Below are 19,276 nucleotides of genomic sequence, written 5' to 3'. Positions count from 1 at the left end.
TCGGCGGCGGAACCGGTTCCAGACATCGCGGCCGATCCTGAATCGTCGTAGATCGTCAGCCCGGGGCACCGCCCCGGCGCTGTGGGGTCGTCGGTCAAGCAGTATCGCACTGTAACAGCCAATCGCAGGGGGATGCGGTTGCCCGAGGTGACTGCGGGTGACCCGCGGTGTCCGGACCGTGTCCGGGCGACGGCGCCTCAGGCGTGGTACCGAACCTACCTCAACCCCCGGCCCAACGCGCGGGGGCGCCCGCCGGTTCCCACCCGAAGGGCGGGCCGGCGAGCGCCCGGACGCGCGCGGAGGGAGCCGACTCCCTACCGCTCGGTGACGCTGCCACCGGCGGCGGTGATCTTCTCCTTGGCGGAGGCGGAGAACGCGTCCGCGGTGACCTGGACGGCAACCGAGATCTCGCCCTCGCCCAGCACCTTGACGGGCTGGTTCTTGCGGACCGCGCCCTTGGCGACCAGGGACTCGACGGTGACCTCGCCGCCCTCGGGGAACAGCTCCGTCAGCTTGTCCAGGTTCACCACCTGGTAGGTGGTCTTGAACCGGGCGTTGCTGAAGCCCTTGAGCTTGGGGATCCGCCGGATCAGGGGCATCTGGCCGCCCTCGAAGCCGAACGGCACCGTGGAGCGGGCCTTGGTGCCCTTGGTGCCGCGGCCCGCGGTCTTGCCCTTGGACGCCTCGCCGCGACCCTTGCGGGTCTTGGCCTTGTTGGAGCCCGGAGCCGGCCGCAGGTGGTGCAGCTTCAGCGGCTCGTCGGGCGTGTAGTCGCTCATTCGTCGACCTCCTCGACGCTCACGAGGTGCGCGACGACGCTGATCTGCCCGCGGACCGAGGGGCTGTCCTCACGCACCACGGAGGAGCCGATCTTCCGCAGTCCCAGCGACCGCAGGCTGTCGCGCTGCTTCTGCTTCCCGCCGATCTTCGACCGGACCTGGGTGATCTTCAGCTTGTTCGCCATGCTCAGGCACCCGCCTTCGCCTCGGCGCGGGCGCGCAGCATCGCGGCCGGGGCCACGTCCTCGATGGGCAGACCGCGGCGGGCCGCGATCTCCTCGGGCTGGTTGAGGTCCTTGAGCGCCGCGACCGTGGCGTGCACGATGTTGAGCGGGTTGGAGGACCCCAGCGACTTGCTCAGCACGTCGTGGATGCCGGCGCACTCCAGCACGGCGCGCACCGGACCGCCGGCGATAACACCGGTACCGGGCGCGGCCGGGCGCAGCAGCACCACGCCGGCGGCCTCCTCGCCCTGGACCCGGTGGGTGATCGTGCCCTGGATGCGGGGGACGCGGAAGAAGTTCTTCTTCGCCTCCTCGACACCCTTGGCGATGGCGGCGGGGACCTCTTTGGCCTTCCCGTAGCCGACACCGACCATGCCGTTGCCGTCGCCGACGACCACCAGGGCGGTGAAGCTGAAGCGCCGACCACCCTTGACGACCTTGGCGACCCGGTTGATGGTCACGACCTTCTCGATGTAGGAGACACCCTTGTCTGCGGCGCCGCCGCGGCGATCGTCACGGCGGTCACGCCGCTCGCCACCGGCGCCGCGCCGCGGAGCTGCAGCCATCAGTGGTTCCTCTTCCCGTTGGTGAAAATGCTTGCGACCGGGCTCATCTAGAACTCCAGCCCGCCGGCGCGCGCGCCGTCGGCCAGCGCGGCGACGCGGCCGTGGTACTGGTAGCCGCCGCGGTCGAAGACGACCGCCGAGATGTCGGCGGCCTTCGCGCGCTCCGCCAGGAGCTCGCCGACCTTGCGGGACTTCTCGGTCTTGGTGCCCTCGCTGTCGCGGATGTCGCTGTCCAGCGTGGAGGCCGCCACCAGCGTGTGGTGGCGGGTGTCGTCGATGATCTGGGCGACCATGTGCTTGGAGGAGCGGAACACCACCAGGCGCGGACGCTCCGGGGTGCCCGAGACCTTCTTGCGGACCCGGAGGTGGCGGCGCGCACGGGAGGCCGCGCGCTTGGCCGTCCCCCTGCGGACCAGCGTCGTGCTCTTACCCATGACTACTTACCAGCCTTTCCGGCCTTGCGGCGGATGAACTCGCCCTGGTAGCGAACGCCCTTGCCCTTGTACGGGTCGGGCTTGCGCAGGTTGCGAATGTTCGCGGCGACCTGACCCACGAGCTGCTTGTCGATGCCCTCGACGTGCAGCAGGGTCGGCTTCTCGACGCGGAAGGTGATGCCCTCCGGCGGCTCGATCACCACGGGGTGGCTGTAGCCGAGCGAGAACTCCAGGTTGGAGCCCCGGGCCTGGACGCGGTAACCCACACCGTGGATCTCCAGCGTCTTGCTGTAGCCCTTGGAAACACCCTCGATCTGGTTGGCGATCAGGGCGCGGGTAAGGCCGTGCAGCGAGCGGTTGTCCGGCTTGTCGTCGGGCCGCTGGACGCGGATGACGCCGTCCTCCAGCTCGACGGTGATGGGCTCGGCGACCGTGTTCTTCAGTTCGCCCTTGGGACCCTTGACCCTGACGTCCTGCCCGTCGATGGTGACCTCGACGCCCTTGGGGACCTCGATCGGGAGTCGTCCGATACGCGACATGTCGAAATCCCTCCCTCTACCAGACGTAGGCGAGGACTTCGCCGCCCACGCCGCGCTTTTTGGCCTGCTTGTCGGTCATCAGACCGCCGGACGTCGAGATGATGGCGATACCGAGACCGCCCAGGACGCGCGGAAGGTTGTCCTTCTTCGCGTACACGCGCAGACCGGGCTTGGACACCCGGCGCACGCCCGCGATGGAGCGCTCGCGCGTGGGCCCGTACTTCAGGTCGACGACGAGGTTCTGGCCGACGGCGGCCTCCTCGGTGCGCCAGCCCTGGACGAAGCCCTCCTGCTGGAGGATCTCGGCGATGTGCGCCTTGATCTTGGAATACGGCATGGTCACGGTGTCGTGATATGCCGAATTCGCGTTACGCAGACGCGTCAGCATGTCTGCGATCGGGTCGGTCATCGTCATGGCCGATAGGCCCTTCCTCACCGCGGTTTCCCCAAGGACAGGTCCCTCCCTGCGGACCTGTTCCCGTGCCTCTGGCACGGGTTCCTCTAGGACCTACGGCGTGGTCATGGGCACCTCTCCGGCGCGAGGCCGGCGGGTGCCCTGTCGGTTTTGGTGTGTTCGTTGTGGCGGGGGTGCGGCGCGTGGGAAGACGCGCCGCGAGGTGCCCGTCCACCGCGCTTTGGCGGCGGCCGTGCCATAGGCGGCCGCGCGCGGCACGCCCGGGCCGACGATCAACGCTCGTCGGCCCGTGGGCGTAGGCGAAGGGGCTACCAGCTCGACTTGGCGATACCGGGAAGCTCGCCGCGGTGGGCCATCTCGCGGAAGCAGATGCGGCACAGGCCGAACTTCCGGAAGACGGCGCGCGGGCGCCCGCACCGCGAGCAACGAGTATATCCGCGAACCGCGAACTTGGGCTTCCGGTTCGCCTTGGCGATCAGTGCTTTCTTGGCCATAGGTCTCCCCTAGGACTCCTTGAAGGGGAAACCGAGCCGCTTCAGCAGGCTGCGCCCCTCGTCGTCGTTGGTCGCCGAGGTGACGACCGTGATGTCCATGCCGCGCTGGCGGTCGACCTTGTCGGGGTCGATCTCGTGGAACATGACCTGCTCGGTCAGCCCGAACGTGTAGTTGCCGTTGCCGTCGAACTGCTTCGGCGACAGCCCGCGGAAGTCGCGGATGCGCGGCAGCGCGAGCGACAGCAGCCGGTCGAGGAACTCCCACATGCGGTCGCCGCGCAGCGTGACGCTGGCGCCGATCGGCTGGCCCTCGCGCAGCTTGAACTGCGCGATGGACTTCTTGGCGCGGTTGATGCGCGGCTTCTGACCGGTGATCAGCGACAGGTCGGAGACCGCACCCTGGATCAGCTTGGCGTCGCGCGCGGCGTCGCCAACGCCCATGTTCACCACGATCTTGGTAAGACCGGGGGTCTGCATGACGTTCTTGATCCCGAACTCCTCGCGGATCGCGGCGGCGATCTCGGAGCGGTACTTCTCCTTCAGCCGCGGCACCGGCGGCGCTGCGGTCTCAGTCTGGGCCGTCATCAGATGTCCTTACCGGTACGGCGGGAGATCCGGACCTTGGTGCCGTCTTCGTCGAAGCGGTACCCCACGCGGGTCGGCTTGCCGTCCTCCACGATCGCCACGTTGCTCACGTGGATCGGCGCCTCCTTGGTGACGACCTCGCCCTGCTGGCCGCTCGCCGGATTCGCCCTCTTGTGCTTCTTGATGAGGTTGACGCCCTCGACAACGACACGCTGCTCACGGGGAAGGGCCTTGATGACCTTCCCGGTGGCACCCTTGTCCTTGCCGGCGATGACGACGACCTCGTCGTCCTTCTTGATCTTCATCGCCTAGAGCACCTCCGGCGCTAGCGAGATGATGCGCATGAACTTCTTGTCCCGCAGCTCGCGCCCGACCGGGCCGAAGATGCGGGTGCCGCGGGGGTCCCCACCGTCCTTGATGAGCACGGCGGCGTTCTCATCGAAGCGGATGTAGGAGCCGTCGGGCCGGCGGCGCTCCTTGGAGGTGCGCACGATAACGGCCTTGACGACATCGCCCTTCTTCACGCCCGCGCCGGGAAGGGCGTCCTTCACCGTCGCCACGATGGTGTCGCCGATGCCCGCGTAGCGCCGACCCGAGCCACCGAGGACACGGATGGTCAGGATCTCCTTGGCCCCCGTGTTGTCGGCGACCTTGAGTCGCGACTCCTGCTGAATCACGTCTGCTCCTGATATTCGCGCGCGACCGGACTCCCGGTCCGCGCTGCTAGGTGGTCACACCCCTTGGGCGGCCGATCTCCACCAACCGGCCGCCACAGGGGTTACTTCGCCTTCTCCAGGATCTCCACGACGCGCCAGCGCTTGGTCGCGGACATCGGACGGGTCTCCATCAGGCGGACCCGGTCACCGACGCCGCAGGAGTTCGCCTCGTCGTGGGCCTTGTACTTGGTGGTGCGGCGCAGGACCTTGCCGTAAAGCGCGTGCTTCACACGGTCCTCGACCTCGACAACGACGGTCTTCTCCATCTTGTCGCTGACGACGTAACCTTCGCGCACCTTGCGGTAGTTGCGCCCCGAGCCCTGGGTGGTCTCGCTCATTCGGCTGCTTCCTTCGTCTCCTCAGCCGACTCTCCGGCCAGCGGCATGATCCCCAGCTCGTGCTCGCGCATGACCGTGTAGATCCGAGCGATCTCGCGCTTCACGGTGCGCAGACGGCCGTGGTTGTCAAGCTGCCCGGTGGCGGCCTGGAAGCGGAGGTTGAACAGCTCCTCCTTCGCCTCCTTGAGCTTGCCGACCAGGTCCTCGAGGGACTCGGTCCGCAGCTCCTGGGCGGTCAGGGACTTGGCCATCACGCCTCCACTTCGCGCTTCACGAACTTGCACTTCATGGGAAGCTTGTGCATCGCGCGACGCATGGCTTCCTTTGCGACCGGCTCCGGCACGCCCGACAGCTCGAACATGACGCGGCCGGGCTTGACCGGGGCGACCCACCACTCGGGGGAGCCCTTACCGGAACCCATGCGGGTCTCGGCCGGCTTCTTGGTGATGGGGCGGTCGGGGAAGATGTTGATCCAGACCTTGCCGCCACGCCGGATGTGCCGGGTCATGGCGATACGCGCGGCCTCGATCTGCCGGTTGGTGACGTAGGCGGAGTCCAGCGCCTGGATCCCGTACTCACCGAAGTTGACCTTCGTGCCGCCCTTGGCCCGCCCCTTGAGGCTGGGGTGGTGCTGCTTGCGGTGCTTGACCTTGCGGGGAATCAGCATGGTCAGCTCCCCTCGTTCCCGGAGTTGTCGGCACCCTGGCCCGACTCGGCCGGTGCACCGGACCTGGCCTCCGCCGCCTGGCCCTGGCCGCCGCCCTGCGGGCCGGCCTGGCCGCCGCGACGGCGCCGCTGGGGACGCTCCCGCCGCTGACCGCCGCCGCCGGCACCGCCGGGGGCGCGCTGCGCCGCCTGGGCGGCCTCGCGCTCGGCGCGGGTGGCAGGGGCGTCGCCCTTGTAGATCCACACCTTCACGCCGATGCGGCCGAAGGTGGTGCGGGCCTCGAAGAAGCCGTAGTCGATGTCGGCGCGGAGCGTGTGCAGGGGCACGCGGCCCTCGCGGTAGAACTCCGACCGGGACATCTCGGCACCGCCGAGGCGGCCGCCGCACTGGATGCGGATGCCCTTGGCACCGCTCTTCATCGCACTCTGCATGGCCTTGCGCATGGCCCGCCGGAACGCGACTCGGCTGGACAGCTGCTCGGCCACACCCTGAGCGACGAGCTGGGCGTCGATCTCGGGGTTCTTGACCTCAAGGATGTTGAGCTGGACCTGCTTCTTGTTGGTCAGCTTCTCCAGGTCCGCGCGGATGCGGTCGGCCTCCGAGCCGCGGCGGCCGATGACGATGCCCGGCCGGGCGGTGTGGATGTCGACGCGGACACGCTCACGGGTGCGCTCGATCTCGACCTTGGAGATCCCGGCGCGCTCCATGCCGCGGTTCAGCATCCGGCGGATCGCCACGTCTTCCTTGACGTAGTCCTTGTACAGCTTGTCGGCATACCACCGGGTCTTGTAGTCGGTGGTGACACCGAGTCGGAACCCGTGCGGGTTGACCTTCTGCCCCACTATCGGGTCCTCTCCTTCGTCTTGGACGACGACTTGGACGACGAGGCGGTCTCGCGCGGCTCAACGACCACGGTGATGTGGCTCGTCCGCTTGGTGACCCGGAACGCACGGCCGAAGCCGCGCGGCCGGATGCGCTTCAGGGTCGGACCCTCGTCCACCCAGGCGCCACCGACCACCAGATTCTCGCGGTCCAGCTTGTCGTTGTGCTCGGCATTGGCGATGGCGCTCGCGAGCACCTTGCCCACCGGCTCGCTCGCCGCTTGGGGCGCGAACCGGAGCACCGCCTGTGCCTCGTCAGCGGGCAACCCGCGAATAAGGTCCACCACACGGCGGGCCTTTCGGGGCGTAACACGGACGAACCGTGCCTGTGCCCTCGTTCCCATCGCTTTTCCCTCGCTCACGGAAATCAGCCCCCACTCACCGTGGGGAGATTGGCTTTTACTCCTCATCGCAACCGCTAGCGGCGGCTGCGCCGGTCTTCCTTGACGTGGCTGCGGAAAGTGCGCGTGGGAGCGAACTCGCCGAGCTTGTGACCGACCATGGCCTCGGTGATGAACACCGGGATGTGCGTCTTGCCGTTGTGGACGGCGATCGTGTGGCCGATCATCTCAGGGACGATCATGGACCGGCGCGACCACGTCTTGATGACGTTCTTGGTGCCCTTTTCGTTCTGGTCCTCCACCTTCTTCATGAGGTGGTCGTCGACGAACGGGCCCTTCTTCAGGCTACGTGGCATCGGACGTGCTCCTTACCGCTTCTTCTTGCTACGCCGACGCACGATGAGCCGGTCACTGTCCTTCTTCGGCTTGCGGGTCCGCCCCTCGGGCTTGCCCCACGGGCTGACCGGGTGCCGGCCGCCCGAGCTCTTGCCCTCGCCACCGCCGAGCGGGTGGTCGACCGGGTTCATCGCCACACCGCGGACCGAGGGGCGCTTGCCGCGCCAGCGGTTGCGGCCGGCCTTGCCCCAGTTGATGTTGGACTGCTCGGCGTTGCCGACCTGGCCCACCGTGGCGCGGCAGGTGACGAGCACCTGGCGCATCTCGCCGGAGGGCATGCGCAGCGTGGCGTAGTTGCCCTCCTTGGCCAGCAGTTGGATCTGCGAGCCGGCGGAGCGGCCCAGCTTGGCGCCGCCGCCCGGCTTCAGCTCGACCGCGTGCACGAACGTACCCGTGGGGATGTTGCGCAGCGGGAGGCAGTTGCCGGGCTTGATGTCGGCGCCGGGGCCGTTCTCGATCCGCTGGCCCTGCTGGATGCCGGTCGGGGCGAGGATGTAGCGCTTCTCGCCGTCGACGTAGTGCAGCAGCGCGATCCGCGCGGTCCGGTTCGGGTCGTACTCGATGTGCGCGACCTTGGCGGGGACCCCGTCCTTGTCGTGCCGGCGGAAGTCGATCACCCGGTAGGCCCGCTTGTGGCCGCCGCCCTGGTGGCGGGCGGTGATGCGGCCCTGGCCGTTGCGGCCGCCCTTGGAGTGCAGCGGGCGCACCAGCGACTTCTCCGGGTGGGAGCGCGTGATCTCGACGAAGTCGGCCACGCTGGAGCCGCGGCGACCTGGTGAGGTCGGCTTGTACTTACGAATGCCCATCTTCTTCGCGCATTCCTTTGCGTGTTTCTCTGGCGGTCAGCCCTGCGGGGCACCGCCGCGGGGGCGGTGCGGTGTCCTAGACGCCGAAGATGTCGATCCGGTCGCCCTCGCGCAGGCTGACGATCGCGCGCTTGGTGTCAGGACGCTTGCCGTAGCCGAACCGGGTGCGCTTGCGCTTGCCCTGCCGGTTGACGGTGTTCACGTTGGTGACCTTCACGTCGAAGATCTTCTCCACCGCGATCTTGATCTGCGTCTTGTTGGCCGTGGGCTGCACCAGGAACGTGTACTTGTTCTGGTCCATGAGCCCGTAGCTCTTCTCGGAGATCACCGGCTCGATGATGATGTCCCGAGGGTCGGGGATCCTCACTGGTCCTCCTCCTGAGCCTCCGCGGCCCGGGCGCCGCCCTGGGCGTGGGCCACGAACTCGTCGTAGCCGCGCTCGGTGAAGACGATGTCGTCGGCGCGCAGGACGTCGTAGGTGTTCACCTGGTCGGCGTCGAGGATGTGCACCTCGGGGAGGTTGCGCAGCGCCGTCCGGTTGTGGTGGTCGTCGCGGTCCAGGACCACGAGCACCTTGGTGGACTCGGTGATGCCGCGCAGCGCCTTCAGCGCGGTCTTGGTGCGCTGGCTGGTGACGTCCTCGCCCAGGAACTCGCTGATGATGTGGACGCGGTTGTGGCGGGCGCGGTCGGAGAGCGCGCCGCGCAGGGCCGCGGCCTTCATCTTCTTGGGCGTGCGCTGGCTGTAGTCGCGCGGCTTGGGGCCGTGGACGACGCCGCCGCCGGTGAACTGCGGCGCACGGGTCGAGCCCTGGCGGGCGCGGCCGGTGCCCTTCTGGCGGTACGGCTTCTTGCCGCCGCCTCGGACCTCGCCGCGGGTCTTGGTGGAGTGCGTCCCCTGGCGGGCGGCGGCCTGCTGGCCGTTGACGACCTGGTGCATCAGCGGGATGTTGACCTTCTGGTCGAAGATCGACTCCGGCAGTTCGACGCTGCGGCCGGCCTTGCCCTCGGGGCTCTTCACCTCAACGGTGGTGGCCATGGTTACTTGTCCCCCTTCACGGCGGTGCGGACGAGCACCAGCCCGCCGTTGGGGCCGGGCACGGCGCCCTTGACCAGGATCAGGCCCTTGTCGGCGTCCACGGAGTGGACGGTCAGGTTCTGGACGGTCGTGCGCGCGTTGCCCATGCGCCCGGCCATCCGCAGGCCCTTGAACACGCGGCCGGGCGTGGCGCAGCCGCCGATGGAGCCGGGCGAGCGGTGCTTGCGCTGGGTGCCGTGCGTGGCGCTGAGGCCGCGGAACCCGTGGCGCTTCATGACGCCGGCGTAGCCCTTGCCCTTGCTCTTACCGGTGACGTCGACCAGTTGGCCGGCCTCGAACGTCTCGGCGGTGACCTCCTGGCCGAGCTGGTACTCGGTGGCGTCGGTCGTGCGGACCTCGACGTAGTGGCGGCGCGGGGTCAGATCGTGCTTGCGCAGGTAGTCGCCGAGCGGCTTGTTCACCTTGCGCGGGTTGATCTTCCCGTAGCCGAGCTGGATGGCGGAGTAGCCATCGGTATCGGGAGTGCGGACGCGCGTCACGACGCACGGACCGGCCTTCAGGACAGTCACGGGCACGATCCTGCCCGCGTCGTCGAAGACCTGGGTCATGCCGAGCTTCTCGCCCAGAACTCCCTTGATCTGCTTGGTGGCCATGTCAGTGCGTCCCTTAAAGCTTGATCTCGATGTCGACGCCGGCCGGAAGGTCGAGCCGCATGAGCGAGTCGACGGTCTTCGGCGTCGGGTCGATGATGTCGATCAGCCGCTTGTGCGTGCGCATCTCGAAGTGCTCGCGCGAGTCCTTGTACTTGTGCGGCGAACGGATGACGCAGTAAACGTTCTTCTCCGTCGGCAACGGCACCGGGCCGGCAACGCTCGCGCCAGTACGCGTCACGGTCTCGACGATCTTGCGAGCCGAGCTGTCGATGACCTCATGGTCATAGGCTTTGAGCCGAATGCGGATCTTCTGTCCCGCCATGGTGGCCTTTTCGTCCTTCGCTTAGTGTCCGTAGAGGCGCGGCGCCCGTGAGAGCGGCGCCGAACCCTTCGGGGGCTTGCCCGTGTCTGGCTCTATTCACCTGAGAATCTGCGACAGGGCTGTCCCCTGAGGCGCATCACCGCTACAGAGCCCGATGACGTCGTTCATGTCGGGGGCGGCCGGTCGGTGTGGCGTCCGGCCGCCCCCGGGGGCGGTCCTCGCGTCGCGGGGACCGCCCCCGCACGTTCGTGCTACTTGATGATCTTGGTCACTCGGCCGGCACCGACGGTACGGCCACCCTCGCGGATGGCGAACCGCAGGCCCTCCTCCATGGCGACCGGCTGGATGAGCTGGACGGTCATCTCGGTGTTGTCACCGGGCATGACCATGTCCGTGCCCTCCGGCAGCGTGACGACGCCGGTGACGTCGGTCGTGCGGAAGTAGAACTGCGGCCGGTAGTTGTTGAAGAAGGGCGTGTGGCGGCCACCCTCGTCCTTGGACAGGATGACGACCTGCGCCTCGAACTCGGTGTGCGGGGTGGTGGTGCCCGGCTTGATGACGACCTGGCCGCGCTCGACGTCCTCGCGCTTGGTGCCGCGCAGGAGCAGGCCGACGTTGTCGCCCGCCTGGCCCTGGTCGAGCAGCTTGCGGAACATCTCCACACCGGTGACGGTGGTGGTCTGCTTCTCTTCCTTGATGCCCACGATGTCAACGGTCTCGTTGACGTTGATGACACCGCGCTCGATGCGGCCGGTGACGACCGTGCCGCGGCCGGTGATCGAGAAGACGTCCTCGATCGGCATCAGGAAGGGCTTGTCGATGTCGCGCTCGGGCTCGGGGATGTTCTCGTCCACGGCCTTCATCAGGTCCAGGACGGTCTTGCCCCACTCGGCGTCGCCCTCCATGGCCTTCAGCGCGGAGACGCGGACCACCGGGACGTCGTCGCCGGGGAACTCGTACTCGCTGAGCAGCTCGCGGACCTCAAGCTCGACGAGGTCGAAGATCTCCTCGTCGTCGACCATGTCGGCCTTGTTGAGCGCCACGACGATGTAGGGCACGCCGACCTGGCGGGCCAGGAGCACGTGCTCCTTGGTCTGCGGCATCGGGCCGTCGGTGGCGGCCACGACCAGGATCGCGCCGTCCATCTGGGCCGCACCCGTGATCATGTTCTTCACGTAGTCGGCGTGGCCCGGGCAGTCCACGTGCGCGTAGTGGCGGTGCTCGGTCTCGTACTCGACGTGGGCGACGGAGATGGTGATACCGCGCTCGCGCTCCTCAGGAGCGTTGTCGATGTCCTCGAACGGAGTGAACGGGTTCAGCTCCGGGAACGCGTCGTGCAGAACCTTGGTGATCGCGGCGGTAAGGGTGGTCTTACCGTGGTCGATGTGACCGATGGTGCCGATGTTTACGTGCGGCTTGGTCCGCTCGAACTTGGCCTTCGCCACTGGATTTCTCCTAGACGTACAGGTTTGCTAGCTGACTTGATACGTGTCGCGGTTACTCGCCGCGCGCCTTCGCCACAATCTCTTCTGCGACGTTGGACGGGACCTCCGCGTAGGAGTCGAACACCATCGTGTACGTGGCTCGACCCTGCGTACGGCTGCGCAGGTCACCCACGTAGCCGAACATCTCCGACAGGGGCACCTGGGCCCTGACGACCCGGGTCCCGGAGCGCTCCTCCATGGACTGGATCTGACCGCGCCGGCTGTTCAGGTCGCCGATCACGTCGCCCATGTACTCGTCGGGCGTCGTGACCTCGACCGCCATGACCGGTTCCAGCAGAACCGGCTTGGCCTTGCGTGCCGCCTCCTTGAAGGCCATGGAGCCGGCGACCTTGAAGGCGAGTTCGGAGGAGTCGACGTCGTGGTAGGCGCCGTCCTGCAAGGTGACCTTGATCCCCACGAGAGGGTACCCCGCGAGGACACCGAACTCGGCGGCCTCCTGGCAGCCCGCGTCGACCGAGGGGATGTACTCCCGCGGGATGCGGCCGCCCGAGATGTTGTTGACGAACTCGTAGCCCGCGCTGTCGCCGTCGCCGTCGGCCATGAGCGGCTCGAGGTCGATGATGACCCGGCCGAACTGGCCCTGGCCACCGGTCTGCTTCTTGTGGGTGTAGTCGACCTTCTCGACCTTCTTGCGGATGGTCTCGCGGTAGGCCACCTGCGGACGGCCGATGTTGGCCTCGACCTTGAAGTCGTCGCGCATGCGGTTGACCAGCACCTCAAGGTGCAGCTCGCCCATGCCGGCGATCACCGTCTGGCCGGTCTCCTGGTCGGTGGAGACGCGGAAGGACGGGTCCTCGTCGGCCAGCCGCTGGATCGCGATGCCCAGCTTCTCCTGGTCGCTCTTGGTCTTCGGCTCGATCGCGACCTCGATCACCGGGGCCGGGAAGGTCATCGACTCCAGCACGATGGGCTTGGCGGAGTCGCACAGGGTCTCGCCCGTGGTGGTGTCCTTCAGGCCCATGACGGCGACGATGTCGCCGGCGCCGACGCGCGCGATCTCCTCGCGCTTGTTGGCGTGCATGCGGTAGATCTTGCCGATGCGCTCCTTGCGGCCCTTCACGCTGTTCAGCACCTGCGTGCCGGCCTCCAGCACACCGGAGTAGACGCGCACGTAGGTGAGCTTGCCCAGGTGGGGGTCGCTCATGATCTTGAAGACCAGGGCCGACAGCGGCTCCTCCTCGCTTGGGGAGCGGGTGAGGACGGTCTGCTCGGTCTCGTCCTTGGGGTCGTGGCCCTGGATGGCCTCGACGTCCACGGGAGCCGGGAGGTAGGCGACGACCGCGTCCAGCAGCGGCTGGATGCCCTTGTTCTTGAACGCGGTACCGCACAGCACCGGGATGGCGGTGCCGGCGATGGTGGCGCGCCGGATGGCGGGGACGATCTGCTCCACGGTGGGCTCGACGCCCTCCAGGTAGAGCTCCATCATCTCGTCGTCGGCCTCGGCCAGCGTCTCGATCAGCTTGTCGTGCGCCTCGCGAGCGGCCTCGATGTGGCTGTCGGGGATGTCGACGGTGTCGTACATCTCACCCAGAGCGGCTTCCTCGCTCCAGACCAGAGCCTTCATGCGGACCAGGTCGATGACGCCCTTGAAGTCCGACTCAGCGCCGATGGGAAGCTGAATCGGCATCGGGTTGGTGTTGAGGCGGTCGGTGAACATGTCGACGCAGCGCTGGAACTCGGCGCCGATCTTGTCCATCTTGTTGACGAAGCAGATCCGCGGGACACCGTAGCGGTCGGCCTGGCGCCACACCTGCTCCGACTGGGGCTCGACGCCCTCCTTGGCGTCGAACACCGCGACCGCACCGTCGAGCACACGCAGCGACCGCTCGACCTCGACCGTGAAGTCGACGTGGCCGGGCGTGTCGATGATGTTGATGGTGTGGTCGTCCCAGTGGGTGGTGGTCGCCGCGGAGGTGATCGTGATCCCCCGCTCCTGCTCCTCCTTCATCCAGTCCATGGTGGCCGCGCCGTCATGGACCTCGCCCAGCTTGTAGTTCACGCCGGTGTAGAAGAGGATGCGCTCGGTGGTCGTGGTCTTACCCGCGTCGATGTGCGCCATGATCCCGATGTTGCGGACCTTGGCAAGGTCAAGAGCAGTGGTAGCCATGAGGGCTCGTCTTCTCTCGGTCTCTCGTATCGATTTGCCGCGGGGATTACCAGCGGTAGTGGGCGAAAGCCTTGTTGGACTCCGCCATCTTGTGGGTGTCCTCGCGACGCTTGACGCTGGCGCCCAGGCCGTTGCTGGCGTCGACCAGCTCGTTCATGAGGCGCTCGGTCATGGTCTTCTCGCGGCGCTGCCGCGAGTAGCTCACGATCCAGCGAAGAGCGAGGGTGGTGCTGCGGGACGAACGGACCTCGACCGGCACCTGGTAGGTGGCGCCACCGACGCGGCGGCTGCGCACCTCCAGGGCGGGCTTCACGTTGTCCAGCGCACGCTTGAGCACCACGAGGGGGTCCTGGCCGGTCTTCTCGCGGGCGCCCTCAAGGGCGTCGTAGACGATCCCCTGGGCCTTGGACCGCTTGCCGTTCAGCAGCACCTTGTTGATGAGCGCCGTGACGAGCGGGGATCCGTAGACGGGGTCCGTGATGAGCGGGCGCTTCGGCGCCGGGCCCTTGCGCGGCATTCTTACTTCTCCTTCTTCGCGCCGTAGCGGCTGCGCGCCTGCTTGCGGTTGCGCACACCCTGGGTGTCGAGCGAGCCGCGGACGATCCGGTAGCGGACGCCCGGCAGGTCCTTAACACGGCCGCCGCGCACGAGCACGATGGAGTGCTCCTGGAGGTTGTGGCCGATGCCGGGGATGTAGGCCGTGACCTCGATCCCGCTGCTCAGCTTCACACGGGCGACCTTGCGCAGCGCGGAGTTCGGCTTCTTGGGCGTAGTCGTGTAGACACGCGTGCACACACCACGACGCTGCGGACTCCCCTTCAGCGCCGGGGTCTTGTTCTTCGCGACCTTGTCCTGTCGGCCCTTGCGGACTAGCTGCTGGATGGTGGGCACCGCGTCTCCGTGTCTTTCTCGTGACCTACGCCGGTTCTGTTAGCCGATGTGTCGCTTTGACCTGCTTGGCTTCCCGTCCTCCCCTACCCCCGCAGTCGGGCGTGTCGCGCTCTACCCGATGCATGGCGGAAACGAGCAAACCCGACCCTGCGGTCGATTTGTCTGGGAGGAGGTGTCACGCGCAGCGTTCTGCCTTGGCGTCCAAGCCGGTTGAATACGCGCACGTGCTGACCCGTCGACTCACGGGCACGAAGTTAGAGAGTACCGAAGGCTGAGTAACGGGTCAAAACGGCGACCGCTACCCTCGGTACCCGGCTCCGAAGCCTCATGCTGTCGTAGGTCTCTGTCCATTGTACGGGCTTCGCCGAGTGCTCGCGCGGTGATTACCGTCCGGCCTGTTCCCGGTGATCACGCGCCCGGGGGCGCGGCGGGCACGACGAGGCGCGAGGGGGGCGCGGGGGGCGCGGCAGCACGGTGCCCGGCGCGGAGACTCCGCGCCGGGCACCGTGGGTGACCGCTGAGGTCCGGTCGACGGCCTCGGGCCTCTCTAAAGGGGCCGCGCGTCAGGACAGCACCGTGGTCCCCACGAACACCACCGCCTCGACGAGGAACAGCCCGATGCCCACCCACGCGGTGATCGTGCCGCCGCGCACCAGGTTCAGGCCCTCCAGTTCACCGTTGGAGCGCTGGATGGCGCGCCGGGCGCGCGGCCCGGTGACCAGCGCCGCGATGGCGGTGAACAGGCCGATCACCGGCACCAGGCCGATGATGCCCAGCCACAGCGTGGTGGCGGCGCCCGGAGCGGTCTCGGGCCAGTAGTCGATGTTGTCGTAGCCGGGGTAGGCGTCGCCGGCCGCCGCGCCGGGCGGGCGGTCGTCGAAGCCGGGGAAGTCGTCGGCCACCGGGTCGCGCCCGGAGCGGCCCCGGCGCGCCGGGGGCTCGGCCCCGCGCCCGGGGCGGTCGTCGCCGTAGTCGTCCCGCTCGCCGTACTCGTCGCGCTGCCCGCCGTACTCGCCGGGCTGCCCGTACCCGCCCTGCCCGGCGTGGTCGCCGTAGTCGCCGTGCTCCCCGTGTTCGCGGGAGTAGGGCTCCTGGTGGCGCGTGCCGTAGGGGTCGTCGGAGGAGTCGCGCGGGCCGCCGGGTTCGGGCCGCTCGCGGGGGTCGCCGTAGGGGGTGTCGGCGTAGCCCTGCCGCGCCGGTGCCCCGTACTCGCCGCCGTCGCGGTGGCCCTGGGGGTACTCCGCGCCGCCGTCGAGGTAGGGCGAGGGCGCCTCGGGCTCGCGCCGCCACGGGTCGGCGGACTCGGCGCGGCCGTAGTCGGACTCCGGCCCGCCGGGGTAGCCGCCCGAGGGGAACGCCTGGGTGCGGTGGTCCGGGGCGCCCAGCGGGTCGCCGCCCGACTGGCCGTAGGGCGCGCCGAAGCGGTCGCCGCCGGGGGCACCGGGGGCGCCGGGGGCACCGTGCTCCCGGTCGTAGCCGCCGCCCGGCTCGGCGCCGTAGCCCCGGTCGCGGTGGGCGGCGGGGTCCTCGGCGGCCCAGGGGGCGCCGCGGTCGTCGCCGAGCGGGTCGCGCCGCGCGTCGTCGCGCAGGTCGGGCCCCAGTTCGTCGGAGACGGCGGGCATGGCCTGGGTGCTGGGGCCGCCCTCGTCGGCGGGCCGGTGCTCGCGCTCGGCCCAACCCCGGGCGCCGGGCTGTTCCTCGCCCGGCCGCTCGCCGTAGCGGGACTCCCGCAGGTCGGGGCCGAGCTCGTCGGCGATCGCCGGCATGGCCTGGGTGCCCGGCCCGGGGTCCTCGCCCCAGCCGGTGTCGGCCGGGCGGGGGTCGTCACCGTGCGCCGGGGACTCGGGGCCGTCCGAGCGCGCCCGCGCCTGCTGGGCGGCGATGGCGGCGAGCGGGTCGTCGCCGAGGTCGGTGACGGGCGTGCCCGACCAGGAGCCGGCGTCGGGGCGGTCGCCGCCGGTGTCGCCACCCGAGCGGAACATCTGGGTGGTGTGCTCGGGCGAGCCGTCGCGGCGCTTGCGCTGCGCCTCGGCCGCCGCCTGGCGGATGCTCTCGGGCAGGCGCTCGTCGTCGCGGCTGAACGCCCAGGTGTTGCCACTGCCGGTGCCCAGGTCGCCGCCCAGGCCGGAGTCGGCGCGCGCGGGGTCGTCGGCGCGCCGGTCGGCTCCCGGGTCGCCGGCGGCGGGGCCGTCGGCGGGGGCGCCGGAGGGGCGGTAGCCCGGCGCGGGAGCGCCGGAATCGTCGTCGGTGGGGATCCGCGAGGAGTAGGGGCGCGACAGTTCGTCGTCGTAGCCGTCGCCGGAGTCGCGCTCGGCGCCGCCGGAGGGCGCACCGGGGTCGGCCGCCGACCGGGCGCCGGTCGCCCACGCGCCGGTGCCCCACTCCGAGGTGCGGCCGTAGTCCTCACCCAGCGGGTCGCCGGACTCCCGCCGCTCCCGCCAGGGCTCGCGGCCCAGCGGGTCGTCGCCGGGGTCGGACGCCGGGCGGGCGCCGGTGTCCCAGGACGCGGCGGAGCGCTCGGCGGCGCCGGACTCCGAGGAGCGGGCGCGGTCGCCGAGGGGGTCGCCCGACTCCGGCGAGCGGGAAGAACGCTCGCCGAAGGGGTCGCCGGACTCGGGCCGGTGCTCGCGCCGGTACGGGTCGTCGCCGAAGCCGCGCTCGGCGCCGCCGGAGGGCGCGCCGAGGTCGGCCGCCGACCGCGCACCGGTCTCCCACGCGCCCGCGCCACGCTCGGTGCGGCCGTAGTCCTCACCCAGCGGATCGGCGGAGTCCCGCCGCTCCCGCCGGGGGTCGTCGGCGAGCGGGTCGCCGCCGCGCCAGGGCGCGCCGGCGGCGGGGTCGGCCGCGTCCGAGGGCGCGCCGAAGTCGGCGCGCGGCCGGCTCCAGCGGTCGGCGGGGTCGTCGGCCCCGGGGCGCGCGAGCGGGTCGCCGCCGTAGGCGGGCCGCTCGCCTGCGTCGGCGCCGTAGGCCGGGCGTTCGCCCGGGGCGCCGGCGGGGTCGCTCAGCGGGTCGCCGTAGGCCGGGGTGTCGGCGCGGAGGCCGCGCTCGGCGCCCCGCTCCGCCTCGGCCGACCGCCGCCGGGAGTCGTCGGCGAACCCGCCCAGGGGGTCGCCACCGTAGGACGGGCGTTCGCCGGCTTCAGCGCCGTAGGACGGACCCTCGCCGGCCTCGCCACCGTAGGACGGACGCTCACCGGCGTCGGCACTGTACGGCGAACGCTCCCCCTGATCACCGCCGTAGGGGCGTTCCCTGGCTTCAGCGCCGTAGGACGGGCGCTCACCGAGGTCAGCGCCATAGGACGGGCGCTCCCCAGCGTCGCCGCCGAAGGCGGGGCGCTCGCCGGGGGCTCCGGTGGCGTCGGCCGCCGCAGGCGGGGTGTGGGGCGAGCCGGGACGGGAGTCCCAGGGGGCGGGGCCGTCGGCGGGCCGGCCGCCGGAGGCCGCCAGGGGGTCGCCGGCCGAGGGCTGGGCAGGGCCGGGCCACTCGCGCGGGGGGGACGCGGGCTCGGTGCGCTCGCCGAAGGCGGGCCGCTCACCGGCGGGTTCGGGGCCGGCGCCGAACGGGGACCGCTCGGCGCCCGCGCCCGGTTCGGCGCGCTCGCCGGCGCCCGGGCGGTCGGCGGGCACACCCGGTGCCGGGCGGTCGCCGAAGGGCGGCCGCTCGGTGTCGGCGGCCGGGGTGTCCCAGGGACGCGGCTCGGCCGCGCCCGAGGGGGAGTCCCACGGACGGGGGTCGGTCTCGCCGGGCGCGGGCAGGCCGGTGCTCGCGAAGGGCGCGGTGTCGGGGCCGTCGGCGGCGGGCCGCCGGTCGGAAGGCCGGCCGGGGCCGGGCTCGCCGACGGAGCCGTCGCGGCCCGGCCACAGCGACTCAGCCGGGCCGCCCGGCGCCTGGTCCGCCCCGCCGCGCACGGTCGAGCCGAAGCCGGGGTAGCCCCCGGTGCCGCCGCCCAGCGCGCTCAGCGGGGAGCCGGGGTCGCCCGGCCGCTCGCCGCCCGGGCGCGGGTAGCCGCCCGTGGGGCCGCCGGGCACGCCGGAGTCGGCACCCGCCGCACCCGGAGCCGGGGCGCCCGGCCGGGGCGCGCCCTCGCCCGGAGCGCCCGCGGCGGCCTGGCCGCCGGTGCCGAGGTCGTAGCCGGCCTCGGCGGGGCCGGGCCGGTCGGCCGGCTGCGCCGGAGCGGCGTAGGGCCGGATCGGCGACGGCTGATCGCCGGTCGGCGGGCCGGGCGGGGCCGGCGGCGCGCCACCGAGGTCGCCCAGCGCCGAAGGGTAGGGCTCCGCCATGCCGGGGCGCTCGCCTCTCAGGCCCGGGTACCCCCCGGTGCTGGGGAAGGTCGGGCGGGGCCGCTCGGGCTCGACCGGTGCCCCCGGCTCCTGGCGGGGCGCCTCGGGCGCGGGCGCGCCGGGCGCACCCGGTGCGCCGCGCTCGGCGTCGTCGCCGCCGTCGGCGTTGTCGCTAAAGGTCTCCTGGTACTGCGCCTGCGACCGGTGGCGGTCGCCGCTCGGCCGGAACCACGATTCCGTGTTCCCCTGCCGGGCGCCGTGTTCGTCGTCGGACGGCACGTACCGCTGTCCCCCGTTGT

The 19,276-nt window shown here is 70.5% G+C and carries 26 protein-coding genes; all 26 read right to left on the bottom strand.

From position 1 onward, the window contains the following. Window positions 1-314: 314 nt before the first annotated feature. The gene (gene rplO / locus LG943_RS16015) at window positions 315-779 is read right to left on the bottom strand and encodes a 50S ribosomal protein L15 (protein WP_270073084.1); all 465 of its coding nucleotides are present in this window, start codon (window positions 777-779) and stop codon (window positions 315-317) included. Beyond that, window positions 776-964, bottom strand: a complete 189-nt coding sequence (gene rpmD / locus LG943_RS16010) for a 50S ribosomal protein L30 (protein ID WP_270073083.1) — start codon at window positions 962-964, stop codon at window positions 776-778. The genes rplO and rpmD overlap by 4 nt, the downstream gene beginning before the upstream one ends. Window positions 965-966: 2 nt before the next feature. Then, on the bottom strand, window positions 967-1,569 hold the full coding sequence (gene rpsE / locus LG943_RS16005; protein WP_179767698.1) for a 30S ribosomal protein S5: 603 nt from the start codon (window positions 1,567-1,569) through the stop codon (window positions 967-969). A gap of 47 nt (window positions 1,570-1,616) precedes the next feature. Beyond that, window positions 1,617-2,003, bottom strand: a complete 387-nt coding sequence (gene rplR, locus LG943_RS16000; RefSeq protein WP_270073082.1) for a 50S ribosomal protein L18 — start codon at window positions 2,001-2,003, stop codon at window positions 1,617-1,619. 2 nt (window positions 2,004-2,005) lie between these two features. Further along, on the bottom strand, window positions 2,006-2,542 hold the full coding sequence (gene rplF, locus LG943_RS15995; RefSeq protein ID WP_270073081.1) for a 50S ribosomal protein L6: 537 nt from the start codon (window positions 2,540-2,542) through the stop codon (window positions 2,006-2,008). Window positions 2,543-2,558: 16 nt separating this feature from the next. Further along, complete coding sequence (gene rpsH, locus LG943_RS15990; RefSeq protein WP_179767700.1) at window positions 2,559-2,957, bottom strand: 30S ribosomal protein S8; 399 nt, start codon at window positions 2,955-2,957, stop codon at window positions 2,559-2,561. Window positions 2,958-3,265: 308 nt separating this feature from the next. Beyond that, window positions 3,266-3,451, bottom strand: coding sequence for a type Z 30S ribosomal protein S14 (locus tag LG943_RS15985; protein ID WP_270073080.1), 186 nt, complete (start codon window positions 3,449-3,451; stop codon window positions 3,266-3,268). Between the two features lie 9 nt (window positions 3,452-3,460). Further along, the gene (gene rplE / locus LG943_RS15980; RefSeq protein ID WP_270073079.1) at window positions 3,461-4,036 is read right to left on the bottom strand and encodes a 50S ribosomal protein L5; all 576 of its coding nucleotides are present in this window, start codon (window positions 4,034-4,036) and stop codon (window positions 3,461-3,463) included. Further along, window positions 4,036-4,341 (bottom strand): 50S ribosomal protein L24, encoded by a 306-nt coding sequence (gene rplX / locus LG943_RS15975; protein WP_270073078.1) that lies wholly within the window; start codon window positions 4,339-4,341, stop codon window positions 4,036-4,038. Before rplX ends, rplE begins: the two co-directional genes overlap by 1 nt. Before the next feature lie 3 nt (window positions 4,342-4,344). Next, window positions 4,345-4,713, bottom strand: coding sequence for a 50S ribosomal protein L14 (gene rplN, locus LG943_RS15970; protein WP_017621547.1), 369 nt, complete (start codon window positions 4,711-4,713; stop codon window positions 4,345-4,347). 101 nt (window positions 4,714-4,814) lie between these two features. After that, a complete protein-coding gene (gene rpsQ, locus LG943_RS15965; protein WP_179767704.1) occupies window positions 4,815-5,090 on the bottom strand; it encodes a 30S ribosomal protein S17 in 276 nt (91 codons plus the stop codon). After that, complete coding sequence (rpmC, locus tag LG943_RS15960) at window positions 5,087-5,341, bottom strand: 50S ribosomal protein L29 (protein ID WP_270073077.1); 255 nt, start codon at window positions 5,339-5,341, stop codon at window positions 5,087-5,089. Before rpmC ends, rpsQ begins: the two co-directional genes overlap by 4 nt. After that, the gene (rplP, locus tag LG943_RS15955; RefSeq protein WP_270073076.1) at window positions 5,341-5,757 is read right to left on the bottom strand and encodes a 50S ribosomal protein L16; all 417 of its coding nucleotides are present in this window, start codon (window positions 5,755-5,757) and stop codon (window positions 5,341-5,343) included. Before rplP ends, rpmC begins: the two co-directional genes overlap by 1 nt. Before the next feature lie 2 nt (window positions 5,758-5,759). Further along, entirely contained in the window at window positions 5,760-6,599 is an 840-nt protein-coding gene (gene rpsC, locus LG943_RS15950) for a 30S ribosomal protein S3 (protein WP_270073075.1), read from the bottom strand. Then, window positions 6,599-6,982 carry a 50S ribosomal protein L22 gene (gene rplV, locus LG943_RS15945; RefSeq protein WP_270073074.1) on the bottom strand — a complete coding sequence of 128 codons (384 nt, stop codon included), beginning with the start codon at window positions 6,980-6,982 and terminating at the stop codon, window positions 6,599-6,601. The genes rpsC and rplV overlap by 1 nt, the downstream gene beginning before the upstream one ends. 74 nt (window positions 6,983-7,056) lie before the next feature. Beyond that, window positions 7,057-7,335 carry a 30S ribosomal protein S19 gene (gene rpsS / locus LG943_RS15940; RefSeq protein WP_270073073.1) on the bottom strand — a complete coding sequence of 93 codons (279 nt, stop codon included), beginning with the start codon at window positions 7,333-7,335 and terminating at the stop codon, window positions 7,057-7,059. A 12-nt stretch (window positions 7,336-7,347) separates the two neighbouring features. Further along, window positions 7,348-8,181: a 50S ribosomal protein L2 gene (gene rplB / locus LG943_RS15935; protein WP_179767709.1), complete on the bottom strand. Its 834-nt coding sequence runs from the start codon at window positions 8,179-8,181 to the stop codon at window positions 7,348-7,350. 76 nt (window positions 8,182-8,257) lie between these two features. After that, window positions 8,258-8,548 (bottom strand): 50S ribosomal protein L23, encoded by a 291-nt coding sequence (gene rplW, locus LG943_RS15930; protein WP_270073072.1) that lies wholly within the window; start codon window positions 8,546-8,548, stop codon window positions 8,258-8,260. Beyond that, window positions 8,545-9,219: a 50S ribosomal protein L4 gene (gene rplD / locus LG943_RS15925; RefSeq protein ID WP_179767711.1), complete on the bottom strand. Its 675-nt coding sequence runs from the start codon at window positions 9,217-9,219 to the stop codon at window positions 8,545-8,547. The genes rplW and rplD overlap by 4 nt, the downstream gene beginning before the upstream one ends. A 2-nt stretch (window positions 9,220-9,221) precedes the next feature. Next, the gene (gene rplC, locus LG943_RS15920; RefSeq protein WP_270073071.1) at window positions 9,222-9,872 is read right to left on the bottom strand and encodes a 50S ribosomal protein L3; all 651 of its coding nucleotides are present in this window, start codon (window positions 9,870-9,872) and stop codon (window positions 9,222-9,224) included. 13 nt (window positions 9,873-9,885) lie between these two features. Beyond that, window positions 9,886-10,194, bottom strand: a complete 309-nt coding sequence (gene rpsJ, locus LG943_RS15915) for a 30S ribosomal protein S10 (protein ID WP_017621536.1) — start codon at window positions 10,192-10,194, stop codon at window positions 9,886-9,888. A 251-nt stretch (window positions 10,195-10,445) separates the two neighbouring features. After that, the gene (tuf, locus tag LG943_RS15910; RefSeq protein WP_270073070.1) at window positions 10,446-11,639 is read right to left on the bottom strand and encodes an elongation factor Tu; all 1,194 of its coding nucleotides are present in this window, start codon (window positions 11,637-11,639) and stop codon (window positions 10,446-10,448) included. Window positions 11,640-11,691: 52 nt separating this feature from the next. After that, window positions 11,692-13,806 carry an elongation factor G gene (gene fusA, locus LG943_RS15905; RefSeq protein ID WP_270073069.1) on the bottom strand — a complete coding sequence of 705 codons (2,115 nt, stop codon included), beginning with the start codon at window positions 13,804-13,806 and terminating at the stop codon, window positions 11,692-11,694. 46 nt (window positions 13,807-13,852) lie between these two features. After that, window positions 13,853-14,323, bottom strand: a complete 471-nt coding sequence (gene rpsG / locus LG943_RS15900; RefSeq protein ID WP_270073068.1) for a 30S ribosomal protein S7 — start codon at window positions 14,321-14,323, stop codon at window positions 13,853-13,855. Window positions 14,324-14,325: 2 nt separating this feature from the next. After that, on the bottom strand, window positions 14,326-14,697 hold the full coding sequence (gene rpsL / locus LG943_RS15895) for a 30S ribosomal protein S12 (protein WP_017538026.1): 372 nt from the start codon (window positions 14,695-14,697) through the stop codon (window positions 14,326-14,328). Between the two features lie 563 nt (window positions 14,698-15,260). Beyond that, a complete protein-coding gene (locus LG943_RS15890) occupies window positions 15,261-19,256 on the bottom strand; it encodes a hypothetical protein (RefSeq protein ID WP_270073067.1) in 3,996 nt (1,331 codons plus the stop codon). Window positions 19,257-19,276: the final 20 nt, after the last annotated feature.

This window comes from Streptomonospora mangrovi (genome assembly GCF_027604915.1).
In the GTDB taxonomy this organism is placed as follows: domain Bacteria; phylum Actinomycetota; class Actinomycetes; order Streptosporangiales; family Streptosporangiaceae; genus Streptomonospora; species Streptomonospora mangrovi.
This window is presented reverse-complemented; position numbering and strand designations above follow the sequence as displayed.